Raw genomic sequence first — 20,079 nt, 5'->3', positions numbered from 1 at the left:
GCCTCTAGATAATTGCTCGACAACACCTTCCAGAGAGCTGAGACAAGGGGTAAAGTCAGATAGAACAGCCCCATAAAACCAGGAGACCGCTCATGCAAGGGCAAACCCACGAAGTCACCAACCAGGCGCCTGAATTGTATGGCAACAACCTGTACCTGGACGATACCATCCTGCAGGCCGGCGTGCAGCGCCTGCACGGCCAATGGCATGCTGACCAGCTGGCGCGCTACGGCGCCGAACTCGGCAGCAAGGAAAGCTGGCAGCTGGCCGAACTGGCCAACCGCCACCAGCCGGAACTGAATACCTTCGACCGCCTCGGCAACCGCATCGACGCCGTCGAATTCCATCCGGCCTGGCATGCCTTGCTAGGCATGCTGCGCCGCGAAGGCTTGCACGCCCTGCCCTGGATCAAGCCGCAAGGCGGCAGCCACGTGGCGCGGGCCGCCGGTTATTTCCTGCATGCCCAGCTGGAAGCCGGATCGCTCTGCCCGACCACCATGACGTTCGCCTCGATCCCGGTCCTGCAGCAGGAACCGGCCCTGTTTGCCGCCCTGCAGGCAAAACTGTTGTCATGCGAACATGACAGCCGCGACCTGGCGCTGGAGCACAAGAATTCCATCCTGGTCGGCATGGGCATGACGGAAAAACAAGGCGGTTCCGACGTCCGCAGCAACACCACCACCGCCATCCCGCTGGAAGGCGGCGGCGGACGCGGCGCCGGTTACCAGCTGACCGGCCACAAATGGTTTTTTTCGGCGCCCATGTGCGACGCCCATATGGTGCTGGCGCGCACCGAGATGGGCCTGAGCTGCTTTTTTGTGCCGCGCTGGCGCCCCGACGGCAGCAAGAACCCGGTGCAGATACAGCGCCTGAAAGACAAGCTCGGCAACCGCTCCAATTCCAGCAGCGAGGTGGAGTTTCGGGAAGCCTTCGGCATCATGGTCGGCGACGAAGGCCGCGGCATCCCGACCATCATCGAAATGGCCAACCACACCCGCCTCGACTGCGTCATCGGTTCCGCCGGCCTGATGCGCCAGGCGCTGGTGCAGGCGCTGCACCACGCGCGCCACCGCAGCGCTTTCGGCCGCCGCCTGGCGGAGCAGCCGCTGATGCAAAACGTGCTGTCCGACCTGGCCCTGGAAAGCGAGGCGGCGACGCTGCTGATGCTGCAGCTGGCGAGCGCTTTCGAACAGCCCGACGATCCGCTGCAGCGCGCCTGGCGCCGCATCGTCACGCCCGCCGCCAAATTCTGGATCTGCAAGCGGGCGCTGGAATTCACCGGCGAATGCATGGAAGTCTGGGGCGGCAACGGCTACGTTGAAACCGGTCCGATGGCGCGCTTTTACCGGGAAGCGCCGGTCAATTCAATCTGGGAAGGTTCGGGCAACGTGATGTGCCTGGACGTGCTGCGCGCGATCGAACGCGAGCCGGCCGGATTCGGCTTGCTGCTGGCGCAGCTGGCCGAAACGGCGCGCGAACACCCCGGCTTGCGCAACATGCTGGACGAACTGCAAAAGGACCTGGCGACCCCGGCCGAGCAGCGCGAAATGCTGGGACGCCGCTTCGTGCAGCGCCTGGTGCTGACGGTCCAGGGCGCACTGATGCTGCAGCACGCGCCGGCCATCATCGCCGAAGCCTTCATCGCCAGCCGCGGCGAGGCGATGGGCGGACGTGTTTACGGGACCTTGGCAGCGCCGCACCTGCAGCAGCAGATTCTGCAGCGGACCTGGCTGCAGTAGGCGCCGTCCGCAAAAGAAAAACCGCCAATGCCCTTGCCGGGCATTGACGGTTTTTTTTCGGCCGCCGCTAAGCGGTCAATGGCCGCCGAACAGCTTCAGGATATTCTGCTTCTCGTCTTCCTGCGGATTGGTTTGCGGCGCAGGGGCAGGCAAAGGCGTCCCATCGGGGCCGATTTCGACCGGCGCTCCGCTCGCGCCGGCGCCCAGCCCCAGCGAAGCGATGAAGCCGTTGCCCGGCGTGAAATTGTCGAAATAAAACTCATTGTTGATGGTGGTGACGCCGGCCGGCACAGGCATCTGGTATTCAGGTACGCCACGCAGGGCGCGGCCCATGTATTCGGTCCAGATCGGCAGCGCCAGCTGCGCGCCGAATTCGCGGCTGCCCAGGCTCTTCGGCTGGTCGTAGCCCATCCAGGCCACCGCCACCAGGCTGTTCTGGTAACCGGCGAACCAGCCGTCGAAGGCATCGTTGGTAGTACCGGTCTTGCCGGCCAGGTCGCTGCGGCGCAGTATGTTGGTGCCGGCGCCGGTGCCGCGCTGCGCCACCGATTGCAACAGGCTGGTCATGATGTAGCTGTTGCGCGCATCGAGCACGCGCGTGGCGTTCTGGCCTGCTACCTGCGGTTCGACCTTGGTCAATACGGCGCCGCGTGAATCGGTCACCTGCGAAATCAGGTAGGGATTGACACGGTAGCCGCCGTTCGCCAGTACTGCATAGGCGCCGACCAGCTGCAGCGGCGTCACCTGCCCGGCACCCAGGGCCAAAGGTAGGTAAGGCGGGGTCTTGTCGAGATCGAAACCGAAATGGCTGGTGACGAATTCCTGCGCGTACTTGACGCCGATCGCATCCAGCAGGCGGATCGACACCAGGTTCTTTGAGCGCTGCAAGGCGGTGCGCAGCGGCATCGGGCCGTCAGGCTGGTCGTCGTCCTTCGGCTCCCACGGTCCCTGGCCAGGCGCGCCGGGGAAAGACACCGGTGCGTCGTTGATGATGGAGGCCGGTCCGAAACCCTTTTCCAGCGCAGCCGAGTAGATGAACGGCTTGAAGGTCGAACCAGGCTGGCGCCATGCTTGGGTGACATGGTTGAATTTGTTCTGGTTGAAATCGAAACCGCCGACCAGCGAACGGATGGCGCCGGTTTGCGGCGTCAGCGACACCATGGTGGCCTCGACTTGCGGCAACTGCGTGATCTGCCAGCCTTTGGCGGTATTGATGACGCGGATCACCGAGCCCTTCTGGATCTTCAGGTTCTTGCCGGCTTTCGCACCCAAGGCCGAGGCGGCAAGACGCAATCCCTCGCCGCTGATGGTGACCACGGTATCGTTGCGCAGCATCGCCTGCACCTGCTTGGGATCGGCGCCCAGCACCACGGCGGGCAGGATGTCGTCATTGTCGGGCTTGTCCTGCAGCGCGTCTTCGATCGCCTGGTCGCGCTCGTCGCCGCCGGCCGGCAGCTCGATAGTGGCCTCCGGTCCGCGGTAGCCGTGGCGGCGGTCGTAATCCATCACGCCTTTGCGTACCGCGTCATATGCTGCCTGCTGGTCGGCGGCGTTGAGAGTGGTGGTGACGCTCAAGCCGCGGGTATACGTGTCTTCCTTGAATTGCGCATACAGCATCTGGCGCACCATTTCGATGGCGTACTCGGCATGCACGCTGTAGTTGTTGCCCTTGGTCTTGACCTGGATATCTTCCGCCAGCGCCTGGTCGTACTGTTCCTGGGTGATGAATTCCAGGTCGCGCATGCGTTTCAGGATGTATTCCTGGCGGATCCTGGCGCGCTTCGGATTCACCACCGGGTTGTAGGCGGAAGGCGCTTTCGGCAGGCCGGCCAGCATCGCCGCCTGCGCCAGCGTGATGTCCTTCAGGTCCTTGCCGAAATAAGTGCGCGCAGCGGCGGCAAAACCAAATGAGCGCTGGCCCAGGTAGATCTGGTTCATGTAAACCTCAAGGATCTGGTCCTTGCTCAGCGCTGTCTCGATCTTGTAGGCCAGCAGGATTTCATAGATCTTGCGCGAGTAGGTTTTTTCGCTGGACAGGAAAACGTTGCGCGCGACCTGCATGGTGATGGTGCTGGCGCCTTGCGAAGCGCCGCCATGCAAGATGTCGGCCACGCCTGCGCGCAGGATGCCGATGACGTCGATGCCGCCGTGCTGGTAGAAGCGCGCGTCTTCAATCGCCAGCACCGCATTCTTCATGTCGGCCGGGATGTCGTCCAGCTTGACCAGGCTGCGCCGCTCTTCGCCGAACTCGCCGATCAGGACGTGGTCGGCGGTGTAGATGCGTAACGGCACTTTGGGCCGGTAGTCGGTGATTGCGTCCAGCGCCGGCAGCTGCGGCGTCATGACCACCAGCGCATATGTCACCAGCAACCCGGCAATCACCACCCCCGCCAGCACCAGGCCGCCGATGGTGAGCAGCAGCGCATGGGCCACGCTGCCCTTGCCGTTTTTCCCGGCCGGGCTGGAGTGGGACTTGTTTGTGTCTTGCTGGATTTTCTTTGTTGATGACATAGCAATATTCGATGGAAATAGCCCTGTATCCTACAACATGCCGGGGAGCGGACCTCGAATGGCTACGAATTGTTACGAATCGACGGCCCGGGATCCCGCTGCCCCAACAGGGACTGGATCATCTGACGCGTGGTGGCCGCCGCCAGCTCCGGCGTTTCCATCGGGAACAGGTGGCCGCCGGGGATTTGCCTGAAATATTTGCCGACCAGGCGTTTGGTGGCGTCCAGCCCGGCCTGCCGGCATTCGACCGAATCGACGCCGCCGACAAAACCGATAGGCACCGGGAAACCGTGTTTCAGCACATTGCCCATGTCGTGCGGCAGAGTGCGGTAAACGGCGGTTTCGATATCGCGCCGGAAACGCAGGACCACATTGCCCTGCTCCTCTTCCAGTCCGTAGGTGATGTAGTCGCGCAGCACTTCGGGCGCCCAGTTGGCGAACACCTGCTTGCCGGCGAAATGCTGGTAGGCGGCTTCCGCGCTCGGCCACAGGTTGCGCCGCTTGACGGAAAACCGGGCTTGCGACACCCGCTTGTCCAGCCCCAGCGCCTTGGCGCCGCGCAGCAGGCTGGCGCGCCAGCCGACCACCACCGGCGTATCCAGCATCACCACGCAGCTGACCAGGTCCGGCCGCTGTTGCGCCGCCAGCAGGGCCAGGCCGCCGCCCATCGAGTGGCCGACCAGGATTACCGGCTGTTCATAACGCGCCGCCAGTTCATCGATCAGTTCCTGCACCAGCGCCGGCCAGCCGTCGGTGACCGGGTATTTGGGATTATGGGCGTGGATATCGAGCGAACGGACATCGTAGTCGTACCCCAGGAAGTCAAGGAACTGGCGGTAAGTCCCTGCCGGAAAACTGTTGCCGTGGATGAAATGCAAAATCGGACGAATAGCGTCAATCATAAATAAGACAAAAAAACCTGTTGCGATGGGGTCTCATTTAAAACCGAAAGCAGCCGCGCGCCAAAGGGAATATTAGAGCCGGCGCTCAGGAGTCAGCTGCGGCGCGGCGCGACAACCGCCTCTATCGAGTGTCCTACCGCGAGAATGCGGTGGTCCGTATTCTGGATGCCGGCAATCATGAGGCCGACCGGCGCGTCTCCCGCCTGGTGGCATGGCACCGAGAGCGCGCAGCCGTCGAACAGGTTGACCACCGACGGGTTGCGCAGCATCCGTCCGTTGATGCGGTAGTAACTTTCATCGTCTTTCAGCACGTCGGCGATGGGCGGCGCGATGTCGGGAGTGGTCGGCATCAGCATCGCGTCATAGCCTGCCGCAGCCTGATTGATCGAGCGGATGAAGTCGCGCCGGAGCGCCAGCAGTTGCACATAGTCGGGCGCACTGATGGCCTCCCCGGTCTTGATGCGCGCCAGCACCCGCGGATCGTATTTGTCAGCGCCGTCTTTGATATATTTCCGGTGCCAGGCATACGCCTCGGACGCGGTGATCATGCCGCGCGGGTTGATGTTCGGAGCCTGCGCAAATTCGGCCATCGGCAATTCAACGATGGTCGCTCCTGCCGCCGACAGCCGCTCCAGAGCGCTCGAGAACGCGCGCGCCACAGGCTCGGACAAATCGTTCTGGAAGAAAGTCTTCGGCACCGCAAAACGCAATCCGCGCAGTGACGGCGCGTCAGGCGCGCGCACCGTTTCCGCGGCAAGCACCGCATCAAGCAATGCGCAGTCTGCGACGCTCCAGGCGATCGGACCGGCGGAATCCAGAGAGGTCGACAGCGGCATCACGCCGTCGAGCGGCACGCGGCGTTGGGTCGGCTTGAAACCGACCAGGCCGTTGAGCGCCGCCGGGATGCGCAGCGAGCCGCCGGTATCGGTACCGATGGCGCCGGCAGCCATGCCGTCGGCTACCGAAATGCCGCCGCCCGATGTCGAGCCGCCGGGGATGCGGCCGGTGGCACGGTCGTATACGTTTTTCGGTGTGCCGTAGTGCGGATTGATGCCAAGGCCTGTATAGGCAAATTCGACCGTATTGGTCCGTCCGATGATGACCGCGCCAGCCTTGCGCAGCCTTGCCACGACAACCGAATCGCGGAGCGCGGCGGGCTGGCCGACCAGGACCGTGGAGCCTCCCAAGGTAGTCTGGCCCGCTTCGTCGAACAGGTCCTTGATCGAAATCGGGATGCCTGCGATCGGCGAGGCAATCACTCCCTTGCGGCGTTGGGCGTCGATCTCGGCAGCAACCGCGCGCGCCTGTTCGGCATACACCGTCATGAAAGCGCGCGCGCCTTCACCTTGTGGATCGCCGATGGCGGCAAGCGCTTCTTCCACTAGCTGGCGGCTGCTCAGCGAGCCGGCCGCCAGCCGATGCGACATTTCCACCATGGATAATTTCCCCATGGAAATGCCGCCGGTAGTCCGCGCAAACACCTGTGGCGCTACCGTACCGAGTCCTGCAAGGGCTGCATACCCACCGGCTTTCTGTAAGAAATTGCGGCGCTGATTGTCCATTTGTCTCCCCTTTTTAAATTTATTGAACGAGATGCGAAGATTCTCGTCTTTGATCATCAAGCACATGCTGTGCCATCCCGGCATAACACGGTAAGCACATGAAAAATAGCGTTTTTCCATGGCTTGGCAAACCGAGGCACGGATCGAAACGGATGGAAATCCGCACACGATCGGGGCGGTTGTCTGGAAAAAGTGACGGCGCGCCGGGTTAACGGCCGTACCAATAGCGACGGTGCTGCTCACGATAGGTATCGGCAATCACGGTCTCGCCGAATTTCAGCATGATTGCGCCGTCGGCATCATTACGCAAGACGGCGATGCCCAGGTCCTGGTAGCGCTCCAGCACCTGCTGTTTCGGATGACGGAAACGGTTGCGGTAGCCGACCTGGAACAAGGCGATTTGAGGTTCGACCTCCGCCAGGAACGCGGCTGTCGATGACGTGCCGCTGCCATGGTGGGGCGCTAGCAGCACCGTCGATTTCAGCTGCCCCGCGTGGCTGGCGGCCAACTGCTTTTCCTGGGCTGCTTCGATATCGCCCGGCAGCAGGATGGCATGTTTTCCGTGGCTGATCTTGAGGACGCAGCTGAGCGTATTCGCCTTGGTTTTTGCTGCCTTCGCCGGCGCCGGATAATGCTCCAGGTCCGGGTACAGCATTTCGAAGCTGGCGCCGCCCCATTGCCACGCCTGGCCGCTGTGGCAGCGCTGGTGAACGGTTGCCGCCCTGGCGATCGGATGATCTTGCGTCAGCGACGAATACACCGTGCCCACCTTGATGCTGCCCATGAGCGACAATGCGCCGCCGGAATGGTCATTGTCGGCATGCGACACCAGCAGCGCATCCAGCGCCGCGATGCCGCGCGCCCTCAGGTAAGGCACGACGACGCGGCTGCCGGCATTCGATGCAGGTGAATAATACGGACCGCTGTCGTACAGCAGGCGATGTTCGGCAGTCTCCACCAGTACCGCCATGCCCTGGCCGACATCGAGCGCAGTGACCCACATTTCCCCCGGACCGGGACGGCTGCCCTGGTCCAGCAGCAGCGGCAGCCAGCCGCCCAGCGCCAGCCAGCGCAGCGGCCAGCCGCGCGGCGCCAGCAGCCACAGGGTAGCCAGCAGCGCCAGCACAAAAGTCCATGCCTGCGGCAACGGCGCCTGCCATACCGCGAACGGCAAACCGCTCAACCAGTCCAGGAAGACCGCCAGCAGTTCTACCAGCGCATGCGCGCCGCGCCACAGCCAGGTCGACAGCGGCGCCGGCAGCACGCTGGCGACCAGGGTCAGCGGCGTCACGGCCAGGCCGACCAGCGGAATCGCCAGCGCATTGGCAAGCGGACCGATCAGCGAGACACGGCCGAACAGCAAGGCCGTCAGCGGCAGCAAACCGATGGTCACCGCATATTGGGTAGAGCCGGCAGCCTTCAAACCGTGCCGGCAACGCGCCAGCAGCGATTGTCCCTGGACCGCAACCGCCACGCTGCGGCCGACGCTGGCGTAGAGGATCACGCCGACCGCGCAGAAGGACAGCCAGAATCCCGGCCACAGCAGCGCCCAGGGATCGGCCAGCAAGACCAGCGCCAGCGCCGCGCACAACACATGCGACACGCTGGCGATGCGTCCGCTCCACAAAGCCAGCGCAGTCACCAGCAGCATGTACAGGGTACGCTGCGCGGGTATGCCGAAGCCGGCCAGCGCGACGTAGCACAGGGCCGCCAGCGCGCCGCCCAACGCTGCCGCTTTTTGCGCCGGCAGCAGCAGCGGCAAGGCCGCGCCAGTGAAAAAGGAACGACGCCACAGCGCTGAAACAATGACGGCGAACATGCCGGCAATCATCGTGATGTGGAGGCCGGAAATGGCGACCAGGTGGCTGACGCCGGTGCGGTTGAAGACTTCCCAGTCGGACTGCTCGATGGCGCGCTGGTCGCCCACCGCCAGCGCCACCAGCACACCGGCGTAGCGGTGCTCGGGCAAGGCTTGCAGGATCCGTTCACGCAAACGGCTGCGCAGTACTTCAACCAGGTTGCCCGGGCTGAACACGAATGCCTGCAGCTGCCGGTTCTGTTGCCCGGAACGGACGTAGCCGGTGGCGCGCAGGTTGCGCTCCAGCAGCCACGCTTCATAGTCGAAACCGAGCGGATTTGCGTTGCCGTGCGGACGTTTCAGGCGCACGGTCAACTGCCAGCGTGCGCCCGCCTGGAGCCGGACCACTTCGTCATTTTCCTCTTGATGCCAGCCCAGCGCCAGGCGCGGCGGAACGAGCGGCGCTTCGCCGTCCTGGTCCAGCACTTTTTCAACGGCAAAAGTAAAACGGACGCCGCTCTCGGAATAGGAAGGCAAGCTGTCAACCGTGCCGACCACGGTGATGTCGCGCCCTTCCCATGCCGGCGTCAGCTCATGCCTTAAATAATATTGCGCGAACAGCCCGGCCCAGGCAAAACCGAACAGCATGCCGGCCAGCAGGTTCGCAACCGGTCCGAGATAGGGATTGCGGGTTTTACGGGCAGCCGCAGCCGGCAACCATGCCGACACCAACAAGCAACATAGCAGCCAGACCGCAAGCAATGCCGCCTGGGTTTGCAAAAAACCAACACCGAGGACAAGGCCAACCACGGCGCTGCGCATGCCCGCCGCGCCGTGGCGCTACTTAAGCCAGCGCTGCCAGGCGCGGCAAGGCCGCGCAGGCATTGGCGGCGGTTGCCTGCGCCAGGTCAGGCAGCGCCATGCCGCGCAACTCGGCCAGCACGGCGCCGATGCGCGGGATCTGCTGCGGCTGGTTCGGTTGCGGGTGCAGCCAGGCCGGCGACATGTCGGGAGCGTCGGTCTCCAGCACCAGCGCCGCCAGCGGCAGCTGGACCGCCAGCCGGCGGATCTGCAGCGCGCGCGTAAACGTCATGGCGCCGCCGAAACCGAGCCGGAAGCCGAGCCCGATGAAGGCTTCGGCTTGCTGGAAACTGCCGTTGAATGCATGGGCAATGCCGCCCTGCACCTTGATCCGGCGCAGATGCTTGAGCAGGATATCTTGCGAGCGCCGCACATGAAGCAATACCGGCAAGTCGAAATCGCGCGCCATCTTCAATTGCTCGACGTAGAAATGCTCCTGCTTTTCGCGCAAGGGGCCGCTGTCCATGCCGGGCACAAAAAAATCGAGGCCGATTTCGCCTATCGCCACAAAACGCGGATCGGCGATTGCCCCGGCGATCGCCGTGCGCAGCGCCAGCAGGTCAGCCTCCTCGGCCTGCGGCACGTACAGCGGATGGATGCCCAGCGCATAGGTGCAATTGGGCAGCTGCGCGGCCAGCGTTGCCACCGTGGCGAAATTGGCGCGCTCCACTGCCGGGATCACGATCCAATCGACGCCCTGCTGCGCCGCCGCTGTCGCGGCTTGCACCTGCGCCTGTTCCCCGCCGAATTCAGCGGCGTCCAGATGGCAATGGGTGTCTATCCACATCGGCAGGTCTTTTCAAAAGGAATTGATAGATTGCCATCCTAGCATGGGCTGACTTTGGCCAATATAAGCAACGGGATAAACAATCCCCCTCGCTCCGAGCCAGAGCCTGATAACATGATGCCAAAAAGTATTTGTCAGAAAGCAATGTAGATGTCCAAACCGTCCACCCCGTTCGACCAGCGCGAGTTCCGCAACGCGCTGGGAACCTTCACCACCGGCGTTACCATCATTACCGCTTGCCAGGCCGACGGCAAGCTGGTCGGCGTGACCGCCAACAGTTTCAACTCGGTCTCGCTCGATCCGCCGCTGGTGCTGTGGAGCTTGTCCAAGTCGTCCAACAGCCTGGCGGCTTTCGAAGCCGCCGAATACTGGGCGGTGCACATCCTCTCGCACGACCAGGACCAGCTGGCCACCCATTTCAGCAAACGCGCGCACGACAAGTTCGCCGGCCTCGACCTGGAAACCGGCATGGGCGGCGCGCCGCTGCTGGACGGCTGCACCACCCGCATGCAATGCAAGACCGCCTACCGCTACGACGGCGGCGACCACATCATCATGGTCGGCGAAGTCATGCACTTCGAACATTCCGACATCGCGCCGCTGGTATACCAGCGCGGCAATTACGCCGTCGCCACCCGCAAGGAACTGGCCGATGAAGCCGAAGCGCTGATCAAGGCCACCGCCGCCTCCGACAGCTTCGACGAGAATTCGATGAGCTACCTGCTCGGCAGCGCCTATTTCCACTTATATGGAAAACTGCGCGAATTCGGCGCCCTGCAGGGCCTGAACGACGCCGAGTTTTTCGTACTGAACACGCTGGCGGCGCGCAACGGCCGCAGCCTGGCGGAACTGAACCGCCTGTTCGTCTACGCCGGCCACACGCCGCTGATCAATGTGCTGGACGACATGACGGCGCGCGGCCTGCTGCAAGTCGTGCTGGACCAGGGCGAACGCAGCGAGCGCGGACTGTTTTACCTGACTGCCATGGGCCAGGCCCTGGCGCAGGAAATCGCCAATGCCGGCAAGCAAACCGAACTGGCGTTGCTGGACAGCCTGGGCGCGGTAGACACCATCGCCCTGCGCACCCTGCTGCGGCGTTTCATTGCGCTGACCGACGACGGCAAGCTTCCCGGCGAATAAGGCGCCGCCAGGGCCCCGCCGATGCGCTACACTGGAATCCCACTGATGGATAGCCGACGGCACCGATGAACATCCGCTTCCTCGAAACTTTCGTCTGGCTGGCGAAATTGAAGAACTTCCGGCTGACGGCGGAAAAACTGCACACCACCCAGGCCGCGGTATCGAGCCGCATCGCTACGCTGGAGCAGGATTTCGGCGTGCGCCTGTTCGACCGCGGCGCGCGCGAGGTGGCCTTGACTACCGACGGCAGCAAGGCGCTGGTGTATGCCGAGCGCATCGTCAAGCTGATGCGCGAAATGAAGGACGACATGTCGGCGCGCGACAATTATTCCGGCGTGTTGCGCATAGGCGTGATCGAATCGATCGTGCACAGCTGGTTCCCGGACCTGATCGGCCGCATCCACAAGCTGTTTCCGCAACTGGAAATCGAAATCGCCAGCGACACCACCATCCACCTGCGCGAGCAGTTCAGCAAGGGCGACCTCGACCTGGTGCTGCAGGCGGAACCGGTGATCGCGCCGAACATCCGCAATCTCAAGCTGTGCGAACTGCCGATGCGCTGGGTCGGCAGCAGCAAGCTGGAGATCGGCAGCGAAACCCTGAGCCTGTCGGACCTGGCGGCTTTCCCGCTGGTCAGCTTCGCCCGCAATTCGGGGCCGCACACCATCATCGAACGGCTGTTTTCCAACAGCGAACGCGGTTCGCTGCACATCAATTGCATCACCTCGGTGGCGACCATGATACGGCTGGTCAGCGATGGTTTCGGCGTCGCCGTGGTGCCGCCGGCGATCATCCAGCGCGAGCTCAACGACGGCAGCCTGCAGCTGCTGCGCGTGGATGCCGATTTCCCGGCCTTGCTGCTGATGGCTTCGTTCCGCAACGATCCGGAAAATGCATTGACTGAAACCATTGCCAGCATCGCCCAGGAAACCGCTTCCGAATTCGCGCTGAACTGGGGGCCGGAGATCGCCCGATTGCCTTCTGAACCGCTGGAATTGCCCTTCGCGGCAATCTAAGAATCGCTACAGCGGCGCCTGTTGAGCGCTTCATAAAACATGACAATGCCCTTGCCCGGTTTTCCTGTGCGATTAACAAACGCAGCTAACTGGGGTCAGAGTGAACTTTCTGCGCGCCTTTTGCAGAAACTTCACTCTGAGGTAGCCCGGCTTTGATGGACATCTCAAATAGGGGACAATATGTCCTCGAGAGGAACCCATGAAAGCAAAGCTACCATCCCCGTCATCAAGGACTCAATCTGTCGTCCCTGAACAGCCAAAGCGTGCCACGTTTACAAAGGCCTTCAAGCTTCTTGCCATCGAACGCATGCGGCAAGGCGAAAAGAGTCCAACTGAACTCGCCCTGGAATTGGGAGTTCGTCGAAACCAGCTTTATAAATGGGCCAAGGCATTGGATGAGCGTGGCCAGGATGCCAGTTTCAACGGTGCTGGCCGGCTGCCGAAAGAACAGGAAAGCGAAGTTGTTCAGCTGCGCCGTGAACTAGCGCGAGCCAAGGAGGAACTGGCCATCCTAAAAAAGTTCGATGCGTACTTGACTCGCCTGAAGCGGTAAAGTACGCCTTGATTGACAAGTATCGGCATCAATTCGGACTGGCTCCGATGTGTCGCATTCTCAAGATCAGCAGGAGCAGCTACTATGCCGCTCACAACCGCACACCTAGCCTGCGCAGCACCATGGACATGGCATTGCGCCAGCAGATTAGTCGCATGCATCAACGTCACCGCCAAGCGCTGGGCGCAGTCAAGACCTGGCGTCTATTGAACCGGGAAGGTATTGTGTGTGGCAAACATCGGGTTGCCAGACTGCGCAAGATCGATGGGATTGAAGCCCGCCGGAAGGCGCGCTTTCGCGTCATGCGCACTTATCAGAAAGCCGAGCCACCCGCACCAGATCTGGTTAAGCGAGCCTTCTCGGTCGCCGCTCCGAACAAGGTCTGGGTCAGCGATATCACCACCTTACGTACTCGAGAAGGGTGGCTGTACCTGGCGATCGTACTCGATCTCTATGCCAGGTCCATTGTCGGCTGGTCAATGGATACGACGCAAGCGGCCACCTTGCCGATTGCGGCCCTCAAGATGGCCATTGCCCAGCGCAAACCAGCCGCCGGCCTGATTTGCCACACGGATCAAGGTACCGTCTACGGCGCTTCCACTTATCGCGCAGTACTTGATCAGAACGGCGCTCGCCCAAGCATGAGCCGTAAAGGCAATTGTCATGACAACGCCGTGGCGGAAAGTTTCTTCTCCAATCTCAAGAACGAAATCACTCACCATGTCACTTACAACACGCGGCATGAAACCAAGGCTGCCATTTCCGATTACATAGAGGTGTATTACAATCGCCTGCGCCCACATCAAACATTGGGCTACCGCACCCCTACCGAAGTCGAGGCACAATTCAAAAGTGCTTAATTAACCTGTCCACCAAAACCGGGACACCTCACTCTGACCCCAGATGACTCTTGCCGTGGCGATGTCACGATTTACGAAACCCTCAATAATTCAGAGAGATGAAATCAGCCGCGCGCCACAGGCTGTTTCATCCGTGTCGTATGCCAGCCACTTCCCGTTATGCCGCCTTCCGCTGCCTCTCGCGAGAATCTCGAACTCGCCTTGACATCGTGGGCAGTATGTCATGCAACCCTCTCCCGCCACCGGGATGCCCTGTGCGTTGAAACCCGCGAAAGCACTGGTCACTTCGCCGTCATGGCTGGTCTTGTCGCGGAGGCGGATGACGCCTTGGCCTTGGGAATTTTTCATGGAAACTCCTTGTTAAGCACGGCGCGCTTCGGGAGCGACATGCATGGAATTTTCCCGTGTCTGATTACCGAGATAGACGGCTCGATAGCGCAGGTAGCCTTCAAATTCAACCTGCGTGCGCATAAATTCGCTGCCTAATTTTTCGATGAAACCGGCATAGGAATCATGCACCATCTCATCGTAAAATGCGCCCACCTCTGGAGGTACTTTGATCGACTTGGTCACATTATAAATCTCAGTGACATTTTTATTATAGTTATGCCGCGCAGACCGATCCTCTGGATCAATGATAGGGAGATATCGAGATACCAATTCGATCTGCTTGGCGAACACTTCTTGTCCCTTTCGATAATAGAACAGGCTATCCTGCTCCTTCATATTGCCTAAATTGTCGCGGTATTTAATGCTTCCAACTACCCGCGCATATCTCACGCTATACAAGCGCTCAAAACCTTCAGCCGTATTTACCATGTGGCGCCAGGCCAGATACATCAAGCCGTGCGCACGTAACTGCAGATCAATGGAGAGATTCTTGACGATGCGGCAGTTGGCGAAATAGTCAGCTACCGCCTTGCGGACTGCGGGATCTAGCGCGAATTGTGCAATCAATGGATTCTCGTCAGTCTCGGACTCAGGCCTCACCTCTAGCCACGGCTGACCGGCCGAATGATATTCGCAGGCTTTTCTTGCGGCCTGATACATATCGTTGAGCGGAAGTTGCGACAGCTTTTTGCTATCGTCCGCGACCGGCACGCCATCAACGATGCGTACCGCCTTGCCTTGAGCGCCGGGCGCATAACCGCCGCCGACATCGGCATGGGCGCCGGGATAATAATGTTCGTAACAATTTGACGGCAAGACATCGCCTTGACATATGCTGTCGAGGGGAAAGACAGTGCGGAATTCATGCAAGGCCACATAATGAACGCAGTTCCTGACCTCTGGATGAATGCGCAAATTTTCCACCGTAGCCCAATCCCAGTGACCATCGCCATTGTTCGCATTGGTAACGCCCACCGATGCGACCGTATCCATAAGACCCAAAATCCGGACATAGGCGCGGATGCCAAACAGTTTGCCGTCAATCAGGAAATATTGATGCAGCCAATTGGTGAACACGCGCGCCTGGGCTGCGCCACGAGAAAATCCGAATACATCGAGATAAATGCCTGCCAGACGCGGCAAGGTCTTCGGCGCCTTGAGTTGGATGCTGAGCTTGAGGGCACATTGTTTCAAGAAATCCTCTCGCGTCTTTTCGTAATCGACCAGACCGGATTTTAAGCCGAGCGCTTTGAGTATCTTGTCTTCCTCGGATGGAATGGGTACTGGCCATTCGCTCCGATTTTCAGGCTTTACCCAGTGGTCACTAGACAGTGCTTTCATTTGTTTTTCATCAAACATAGTTTTACCTCGATTCACAAAACTATGTACTGAATTCAATATTTCCAACAGTCCCCATACGATTCGCGATTGACCTCCTTTTCCTGCAGCAGTCTCTCGCACATCTTCGCCACTGGTGCCGAATTTATCGGGAGAGAGCGTACCAACACCTTCAATAGCGATGTGTGCTACGAACTCAACGCAATTTAATTTTTTAAGGACGTCAAACATGGACCTCCCCCAACTCCCCCTCACCCAACACAACCGCCCCCTCCAAATCACCACCCCCTTTGACGACGACACCCTCCTGTTGCAGCGCATGAGCGGTGAAGAAACCCTCAGCCAACCTTTCAATTTCACCCTCGATCTCCTCTCCCAAGACCCCGAAATCGAACTCAAACAACTCATCGGTCAGCCTCTTCTCATCACCCTCCAACCCGAACGCGACGATGAGCACCATGACGCCAAGCCTCGTTATTTCCATGGTGTCATCCAAGACATCGCCCGCATCAATCCTCCCCACACCGCCGCTCGTTCTTTAACCGCCTACCGCGCCCAGCTCGTCCCCTGGCTTACCTTCCTCCAACACACCAGCGATTGCCGCATCTTTCAAGACGAATCCGTTCCCATCATTCTTCAGTCCGTGTTGAGCACTTATGGGCAACTCGCCAAATACCAATTCAATTTTCGTGGTGAATATCCACTACTCAACTACTGCGTCCAATACAACGAATCCGACTTTCACTTCATCTCCCATTTGTGTGAAGAAGCCGGTATTTACTATCATTTTGAGCACAGCAAAGACGGACACACCTTAATCTTCAGCGACAACTCAACGCATTGCGCCGCCATCGCCACACCCCAAGTTCCCTACCACCCTCACACCACCGGACGCTCCTCCCACCTCATCACCCAATGGCACCCACGCCGCACCGTCGCCGCCAGTCGCATCAGTCTCAACACCTTCGATTTCAAACAGCCGACCAACCTTCTCGACGTCACCCGTCCCAACGACACCCCACGCGGCAATTTGCCAGTCCTCAAACACTATCGTTATGAGGGTGCTGCGAGTTACAAAATCAGCGAGGTCGGCACAAAGATCGCAGAACGCCGCGCCCAGGCCGCCCATTGGCCCACCAAACTCTTTCAAGGCGCAGGCCCCTGCCGCTCATTCCAAGCAGGGCGATATTTTGATTTAGTCGATCACCCCGATCATCCCGTCAGCCGTCGAGACCCCGACGAAGCCAAATTCATCGTCATCACCGTCAAACACCACGCACAAAATGTTTTCTTTGATGAAGAAAAAAAAGAAAACCCCCAGCCTTATTCCGCCGAAATCACCGCCATTCGCCGCAAAATTCCCTTTCAACCCGAACAAAAAACCCACCGCCCAAAAATGCCCGGACCACAAACCGCCACCGTCGTCGGTCCATCGTCTGAAACCATTCATGCCGATAAATTTGGTCGAGTCAAAGTCCATTTTCATTGGGATCAAACAGGACCAAAAAACGGCGCCGATTCCTGCTGGATTCGCGTCGCCAGTCCTTGGGCGGGGAGTGACATGGGCGGCGTCTCACCACCCCGCATTGGGCAAGAAGTCATCGTAGATTTTCTAGACGGCAATCCTGATCGACCCATCATCACAGGACGTGTTTATAACGCCCTCCAAATGCCCCCGTTTGGTAATGAAGTCAGTGGCATGCGGTCAAAAACCTTAAAAGGCACCGGCTTCAACGAAGTGACCATGCATGATCGACCGGGACGTGAGTTGTTGAATATGCAGGCGGAGCGGGATTACACGTTGCTGGTGAAGCATGATCAAATCAGTATGGTGAAGAACGATAAAACGACGACGGTGGAACAAAACCATCGCTTGAATGTCAAAGCGAACCAAAGCATTGCGGTGGAACAAAACAGGCAAACGATGATTACAGGAAACGATACGGAAGTTGTCCAAGGCAATCGCTCGGAGGAAGTCAGTGGACATCATCAAGAATCCATTCACGGCACGGAGAATGTGGTGGTGACGTTGGCTTCGTCGGAGAGTATTGGACTTGGCAAGGCGCTGAATGTGGGGGCTGGGTATGCGGTGAACGTGGGTGGGGCGATGAATACGCTGGCTGGCGCAGCGAGCTTTGAGGAGGTGGGGTTGAGTAAGAAGACGATGGTGGGGAAGACTTACACGATTGATGTGGGGGATCGGGTGGAGATCAAAACTGGTTACTCGTCGCTGGTGATGGAGAGTGATGGGACGATTCGACTTAAGGGGGTGAATGTGGAGGTGGAGGGAACGACGGGGGCTTGGGTGCGGGGGGAGACGGTGGGGTTGGAGGGGCCGGGGGATGTCGAGCCAAGCAGATTGCCACCAATGGGGATGTTTAATGAATATTTCCATATCCAAGATCAAGCTGCCGGTATCGAACTGGAAAAAATCCCTTTCAGAATCAAAGGTGAAGCAGGAGAGATAGAAGGCCGTACTGCAACGGGACTCACCCACCACTACTCAACCGGCGATACTGAAAAACAAATCGATCTCGAATACACAGGGCTAGAACATGAATCTCACGGTTGGTAATACACAGAGCGACAGCACCCATCTCACGGTGGGTAAACACCCCACCAAATGGCGCAAATGGCACATCCTGTTGGGCATCATCGTGACGGCTGCCCTGGTATGGCGTTTTTATGACAGCAACTTATATCGCGGCATGATTGGACTTCCTATGAAAAAACCCTTGTTTGTACTTGTTCCCCATGACTACTTCGGCCCCGTTGTCATTTTGTTCGATCAGAAAGACGGCATTGAACCGGCGGATGAAAACACCAATTACGCTATTACGATTCCTGAGAATGGGATTCTCAAGATGAAGGATGAAATTTATACCTTTGTCCCTCATCCACAGTTCTTGTATGGGAAGAGCTACATCACGATTTTCTTGCTTGATCAGCAGGGAAAGCGGACGCCAGCGGTTATGACATCCTATAGCTTTCCCGAGAGGAATGATCTGCCAAATGGTGACAGCGTTAAAGTATGGTTTACCGGATACCGGGACGAAAATTATGTGCTCCATAAAATTAAGCTGGAAGAAGAGGGCAATAAGCAATTTATTCCAATTAACGAAAGAGATGCCCTGCATGAAATTCTGGGCGACAAAGTGATTGTCCGTCACCAGGGCCCTAATCGCGACTATGTATTCAATCCAAAATGGGAAGAATACCGCTCAGGAGAATTAAGTGCCGAGGCGCTTAATGTTCCCAGGACCTATCAATTTATGGTGGGGCCTATCAACCAAATAGACAAATGGCCGCGATGGATGTATTTGATGCGCAAGTATCCGCAGTATTCCACCTATCCCCCTCCGCCAGGCGCCGAGGACAAAATCATATTCCCAGAACGCGAAGGGTTCTCTGATGGAGATTACGCCTCCGTGGAACAACTCGAATGGGAAGCCGACGAAAGGCTACGCCGTAAAAAAGTCTATTTCAAACAGGGAGAGAAACCATGACTGGCAGCGCGTCAAAAGCTATGCCCAAACTTCTGGCACGGCGTATGAGTACCCCGCATGAAGACCAGCGGGGTTGTGTCGTGGATGTTCCGTGCAGCAAGCTGTCCAAGTATGAAATCAATATCCGTGTTTTTCATCCCAATAAAAAATTTGAGCTCGAAGGGATGCGTTTCGAGGGTGATAACCGTCCATTTTCGTTGGGCGAGAGCTTTTTTGGTGACCGCCCTGATGGCGCTCCATCATCCCGTATCTGGCAAAGATTCAAGATCGATTTGAGCGCAGCACGTCCGTTTGTGGACAAAGACTCCCACAAAGTGGAAGCCAATCCCTCCACAGCAGACTGGCTACCCGGATGGTGGGGGTGGGACACAGAAAACTACGACGATCCCAGGCTTAAACCCACAGGTAAAGTCACACACGACACCCTCACCAAACCCCACGACGCCCAGGTCATCGCCGAATTCAAAAGCCAATCTTCCGGCATGAACCACGCTTTTCCACTTTCCGCTCCATTTCAAAAAGCCATCGGATGGTCACCCGTCCCTAGCCTTGACACCCAAGCCACCTATTGGATCAGAGTCGATCGCATTCACCAATGCATGGATGTCATTCTCATCGTCCACGCTGATGCCTACCCCAACTGTGAAGCCTTCATCGTCGATCAAAAAAAGAAGCGTGTTTTTCTTGGCACGCACGTGCGGCTAAGTGGCCCCGTAGCCGCACTCTCAGAAGGAGCACATCATCGCATCGCCTTTGCTAACGCCTTACGTATTGAACTGGATGAAGACGGCAATTTTGGAGAGCGTTTATGGGTATTTGCACACGTATTAGGCGGGCCGCCCAGCGAGAGAGAATGGTATGCAATGCGTGCTATTGACGAGCATTGCCTCTAGTAGCGAAAAAAACCTTCTATCGGCAGATGACGATATGCATCTGATAGGCGTGCGACATTGCTCTGTGCCGATGCTTCCATATCCCGCTCTTTGTTGTTGTCGGTGCCATCAAAAAAAATTCCGATGTTCAAATTGAAGTCGCAATATGTTCCACATTCGAGCGGTAACGCAGGTGGGCAGATTACTTGGGCCGATTCTAAGCATGATTTGGCATTGCTCATGT

Annotated in this window: 16 protein-coding genes; 8 read left to right on the top strand and 8 right to left on the bottom strand. The window is 58.9% G+C overall.

Features of this window, described 5'->3' with window-relative positions; translation table 11 throughout:
- Positions 1-92 precede the first annotated feature (92 nt).
- Positions 93-1,739: an isovaleryl-CoA dehydrogenase gene (locus BM062_RS03405; RefSeq protein ID WP_092393156.1), complete on the top strand. Its 1,647-nt coding sequence runs from the start codon at positions 93-95 to the stop codon at positions 1,737-1,739.
- A 75-nt stretch (positions 1,740-1,814) separates the two neighbouring features.
- Here the strand turns inward: BM062_RS03405 and BM062_RS03400 are convergent, their stop codons facing one another.
- From BM062_RS03400 to BM062_RS03380, 5 genes are all read right to left on the bottom strand, one after another.
- Complete coding sequence (locus BM062_RS03400; RefSeq protein WP_092393153.1) at positions 1,815-4,250, bottom strand: penicillin-binding protein 1A; 2,436 nt, start codon at positions 4,248-4,250, stop codon at positions 1,815-1,817.
- A 62-nt stretch (positions 4,251-4,312) separates the two neighbouring features.
- Positions 4,313-5,152 carry an alpha/beta fold hydrolase gene (locus BM062_RS03395; protein WP_092393150.1) on the bottom strand — a complete coding sequence of 280 codons (840 nt, stop codon included), beginning with the start codon at positions 5,150-5,152 and terminating at the stop codon, positions 4,313-4,315.
- 92 nt (positions 5,153-5,244) lie between these two features.
- Positions 5,245-6,603, bottom strand: coding sequence for an amidase (locus BM062_RS03390; RefSeq protein ID WP_371326545.1), 1,359 nt, complete (start codon positions 6,601-6,603; stop codon positions 5,245-5,247).
- Positions 6,604-6,922: 319 nt separating this feature from the next.
- Positions 6,923-9,334, bottom strand: coding sequence for a DNA internalization-related competence protein ComEC/Rec2 (locus BM062_RS03385; protein WP_092393144.1), 2,412 nt, complete (start codon positions 9,332-9,334; stop codon positions 6,923-6,925).
- A gap of 22 nt (positions 9,335-9,356) precedes the next feature.
- Positions 9,357-10,160 (bottom strand): TatD family hydrolase, encoded by an 804-nt coding sequence (locus BM062_RS03380; RefSeq protein ID WP_092393141.1) that lies wholly within the window; start codon positions 10,158-10,160, stop codon positions 9,357-9,359.
- Between the two features lie 150 nt (positions 10,161-10,310).
- Between BM062_RS03380 and BM062_RS03375 the strand changes: the two genes are divergently transcribed.
- The 4 genes from BM062_RS03375 to BM062_RS03360 all read left to right on the top strand — a co-directional run bounded on the left by BM062_RS03375 (position 10,311) and on the right by BM062_RS03360 (position 13,729).
- A complete protein-coding gene (locus BM062_RS03375; protein ID WP_092393138.1) occupies positions 10,311-11,300 on the top strand; it encodes a flavin reductase in 990 nt (329 codons plus the stop codon).
- 65 nt (positions 11,301-11,365) lie between these two features.
- Complete coding sequence (locus BM062_RS03370) at positions 11,366-12,316, top strand: LysR family transcriptional regulator (RefSeq protein WP_092393135.1); 951 nt, start codon at positions 11,366-11,368, stop codon at positions 12,314-12,316.
- Between the two features lie 199 nt (positions 12,317-12,515).
- A complete protein-coding gene (locus BM062_RS03365; RefSeq protein WP_092393132.1) occupies positions 12,516-12,869 on the top strand; it encodes a transposase in 354 nt (117 codons plus the stop codon).
- A gap of 8 nt (positions 12,870-12,877) precedes the next feature.
- Positions 12,878-13,729, top strand: coding sequence for an IS3 family transposase (locus BM062_RS03360; protein WP_254784885.1), 852 nt, complete (start codon positions 12,878-12,880; stop codon positions 13,727-13,729).
- Between the two features lie 90 nt (positions 13,730-13,819).
- Here the strand turns inward: BM062_RS03360 and BM062_RS03355 are convergent, their stop codons facing one another.
- On the bottom strand, positions 13,820-14,077 hold the full coding sequence (locus BM062_RS03355; RefSeq protein WP_092393126.1) for a PAAR domain-containing protein: 258 nt from the start codon (positions 14,075-14,077) through the stop codon (positions 13,820-13,822).
- Positions 14,078-14,089: 12 nt separating this feature from the next.
- Complete coding sequence (locus BM062_RS03350; RefSeq protein WP_175500866.1) at positions 14,090-15,688, bottom strand: T6SS phospholipase effector Tle1-like catalytic domain-containing protein; 1,599 nt, start codon at positions 15,686-15,688, stop codon at positions 14,090-14,092.
- Here BM062_RS03350 and BM062_RS03345 point away from each other — a divergent pair.
- Genes BM062_RS03345 through BM062_RS03335 form a run of 3 tightly spaced genes read left to right on the top strand, consistent with a single transcriptional unit; the run spans position 15,687 to position 19,856 of the window.
- Entirely contained in the window at positions 15,687-18,032 is a 2,346-nt protein-coding gene (locus BM062_RS03345) for a type VI secretion system Vgr family protein (protein WP_175500865.1), read from the top strand. The two genes, BM062_RS03350 and BM062_RS03345, sit on opposite strands and share 2 nt — an antisense overlap.
- Positions 18,013-18,963, top strand: a complete 951-nt coding sequence (locus BM062_RS03340) for a hypothetical protein (protein ID WP_092393120.1) — start codon at positions 18,013-18,015, stop codon at positions 18,961-18,963. The genes BM062_RS03345 and BM062_RS03340 overlap by 20 nt, the downstream gene beginning before the upstream one ends.
- Entirely contained in the window at positions 18,960-19,856 is an 897-nt protein-coding gene (locus tag BM062_RS03335) for a hypothetical protein (protein ID WP_092393117.1), read from the top strand. The genes BM062_RS03340 and BM062_RS03335 overlap by 4 nt, the downstream gene beginning before the upstream one ends.
- Here BM062_RS03335 and BM062_RS24925 read toward each other — a convergent pair.
- A complete protein-coding gene (locus BM062_RS24925) occupies positions 19,853-20,077 on the bottom strand; it encodes a hypothetical protein (RefSeq protein WP_139219978.1) in 225 nt (74 codons plus the stop codon). The two genes, BM062_RS03335 and BM062_RS24925, sit on opposite strands and share 4 nt — an antisense overlap.
- Positions 20,078-20,079 lie beyond the last annotated feature (2 nt).

This window comes from Collimonas sp. OK412 (genome assembly GCF_900112135.1).
GTDB classification, from domain to species: Bacteria; Pseudomonadota; Gammaproteobacteria; order Burkholderiales; family Burkholderiaceae_D; genus Collimonas; species Collimonas rhizosphaerae.
Note: the sequence above shows the minus strand (reverse complement) of the source record. Positions and strands in the feature narration are given on the sequence as shown.

Coding starts and splice junctions, on each gene's coding strand:
- BM062_RS03340 (WP_092393120.1), top strand. CDS start 18,013: ATGAATCTCACGGTTGGTAATACACAGAGCGACAGCACCCATCTCACG.
- BM062_RS03400 (WP_092393153.1), bottom strand. CDS start 4,250: ATGTCATCAACAAAGAAAATCCAGCAAGACACAAACAAGTCCCACTCC.
- BM062_RS03345 (WP_175500865.1), top strand. CDS start 15,687: ATGGACCTCCCCCAACTCCCCCTCACCCAACACAACCGCCCCCTCCAA.
- BM062_RS03355 (WP_092393126.1), bottom strand. CDS start 14,077: ATGAAAAATTCCCAAGGCCAAGGCGTCATCCGCCTCCGCGACAAGACC.
- BM062_RS03395 (WP_092393150.1), bottom strand. CDS start 5,152: ATGATTGACGCTATTCGTCCGATTTTGCATTTCATCCACGGCAACAGT.
- BM062_RS03365 (WP_092393132.1), top strand. CDS start 12,516: ATGAAAGCAAAGCTACCATCCCCGTCATCAAGGACTCAATCTGTCGTC.
- BM062_RS03335 (WP_092393117.1), top strand. CDS start 18,960: ATGACTGGCAGCGCGTCAAAAGCTATGCCCAAACTTCTGGCACGGCGT.
- BM062_RS24925 (WP_139219978.1), bottom strand. CDS start 20,077: ATGAGCAATGCCAAATCATGCTTAGAATCGGCCCAAGTAATCTGCCCA.
- BM062_RS03405 (WP_092393156.1), top strand. CDS start 93: ATGCAAGGGCAAACCCACGAAGTCACCAACCAGGCGCCTGAATTGTAT.
- BM062_RS03380 (WP_092393141.1), bottom strand. CDS start 10,160: ATGTGGATAGACACCCATTGCCATCTGGACGCCGCTGAATTCGGCGGG.
- BM062_RS03350 (WP_175500866.1), bottom strand. CDS start 15,688: ATGTTTGACGTCCTTAAAAAATTAAATTGCGTTGAGTTCGTAGCACAC.
- BM062_RS03385 (WP_092393144.1), bottom strand. CDS start 9,334: ATGCGCAGCGCCGTGGTTGGCCTTGTCCTCGGTGTTGGTTTTTTGCAA.
- BM062_RS03375 (WP_092393138.1), top strand. CDS start 10,311: ATGTCCAAACCGTCCACCCCGTTCGACCAGCGCGAGTTCCGCAACGCG.
- BM062_RS03390 (WP_371326545.1), bottom strand. CDS start 6,603: ATGGGGAAATTATCCATGGTGGAAATGTCGCATCGGCTGGCGGCCGGC.
- BM062_RS03370 (WP_092393135.1), top strand. CDS start 11,366: ATGAACATCCGCTTCCTCGAAACTTTCGTCTGGCTGGCGAAATTGAAG.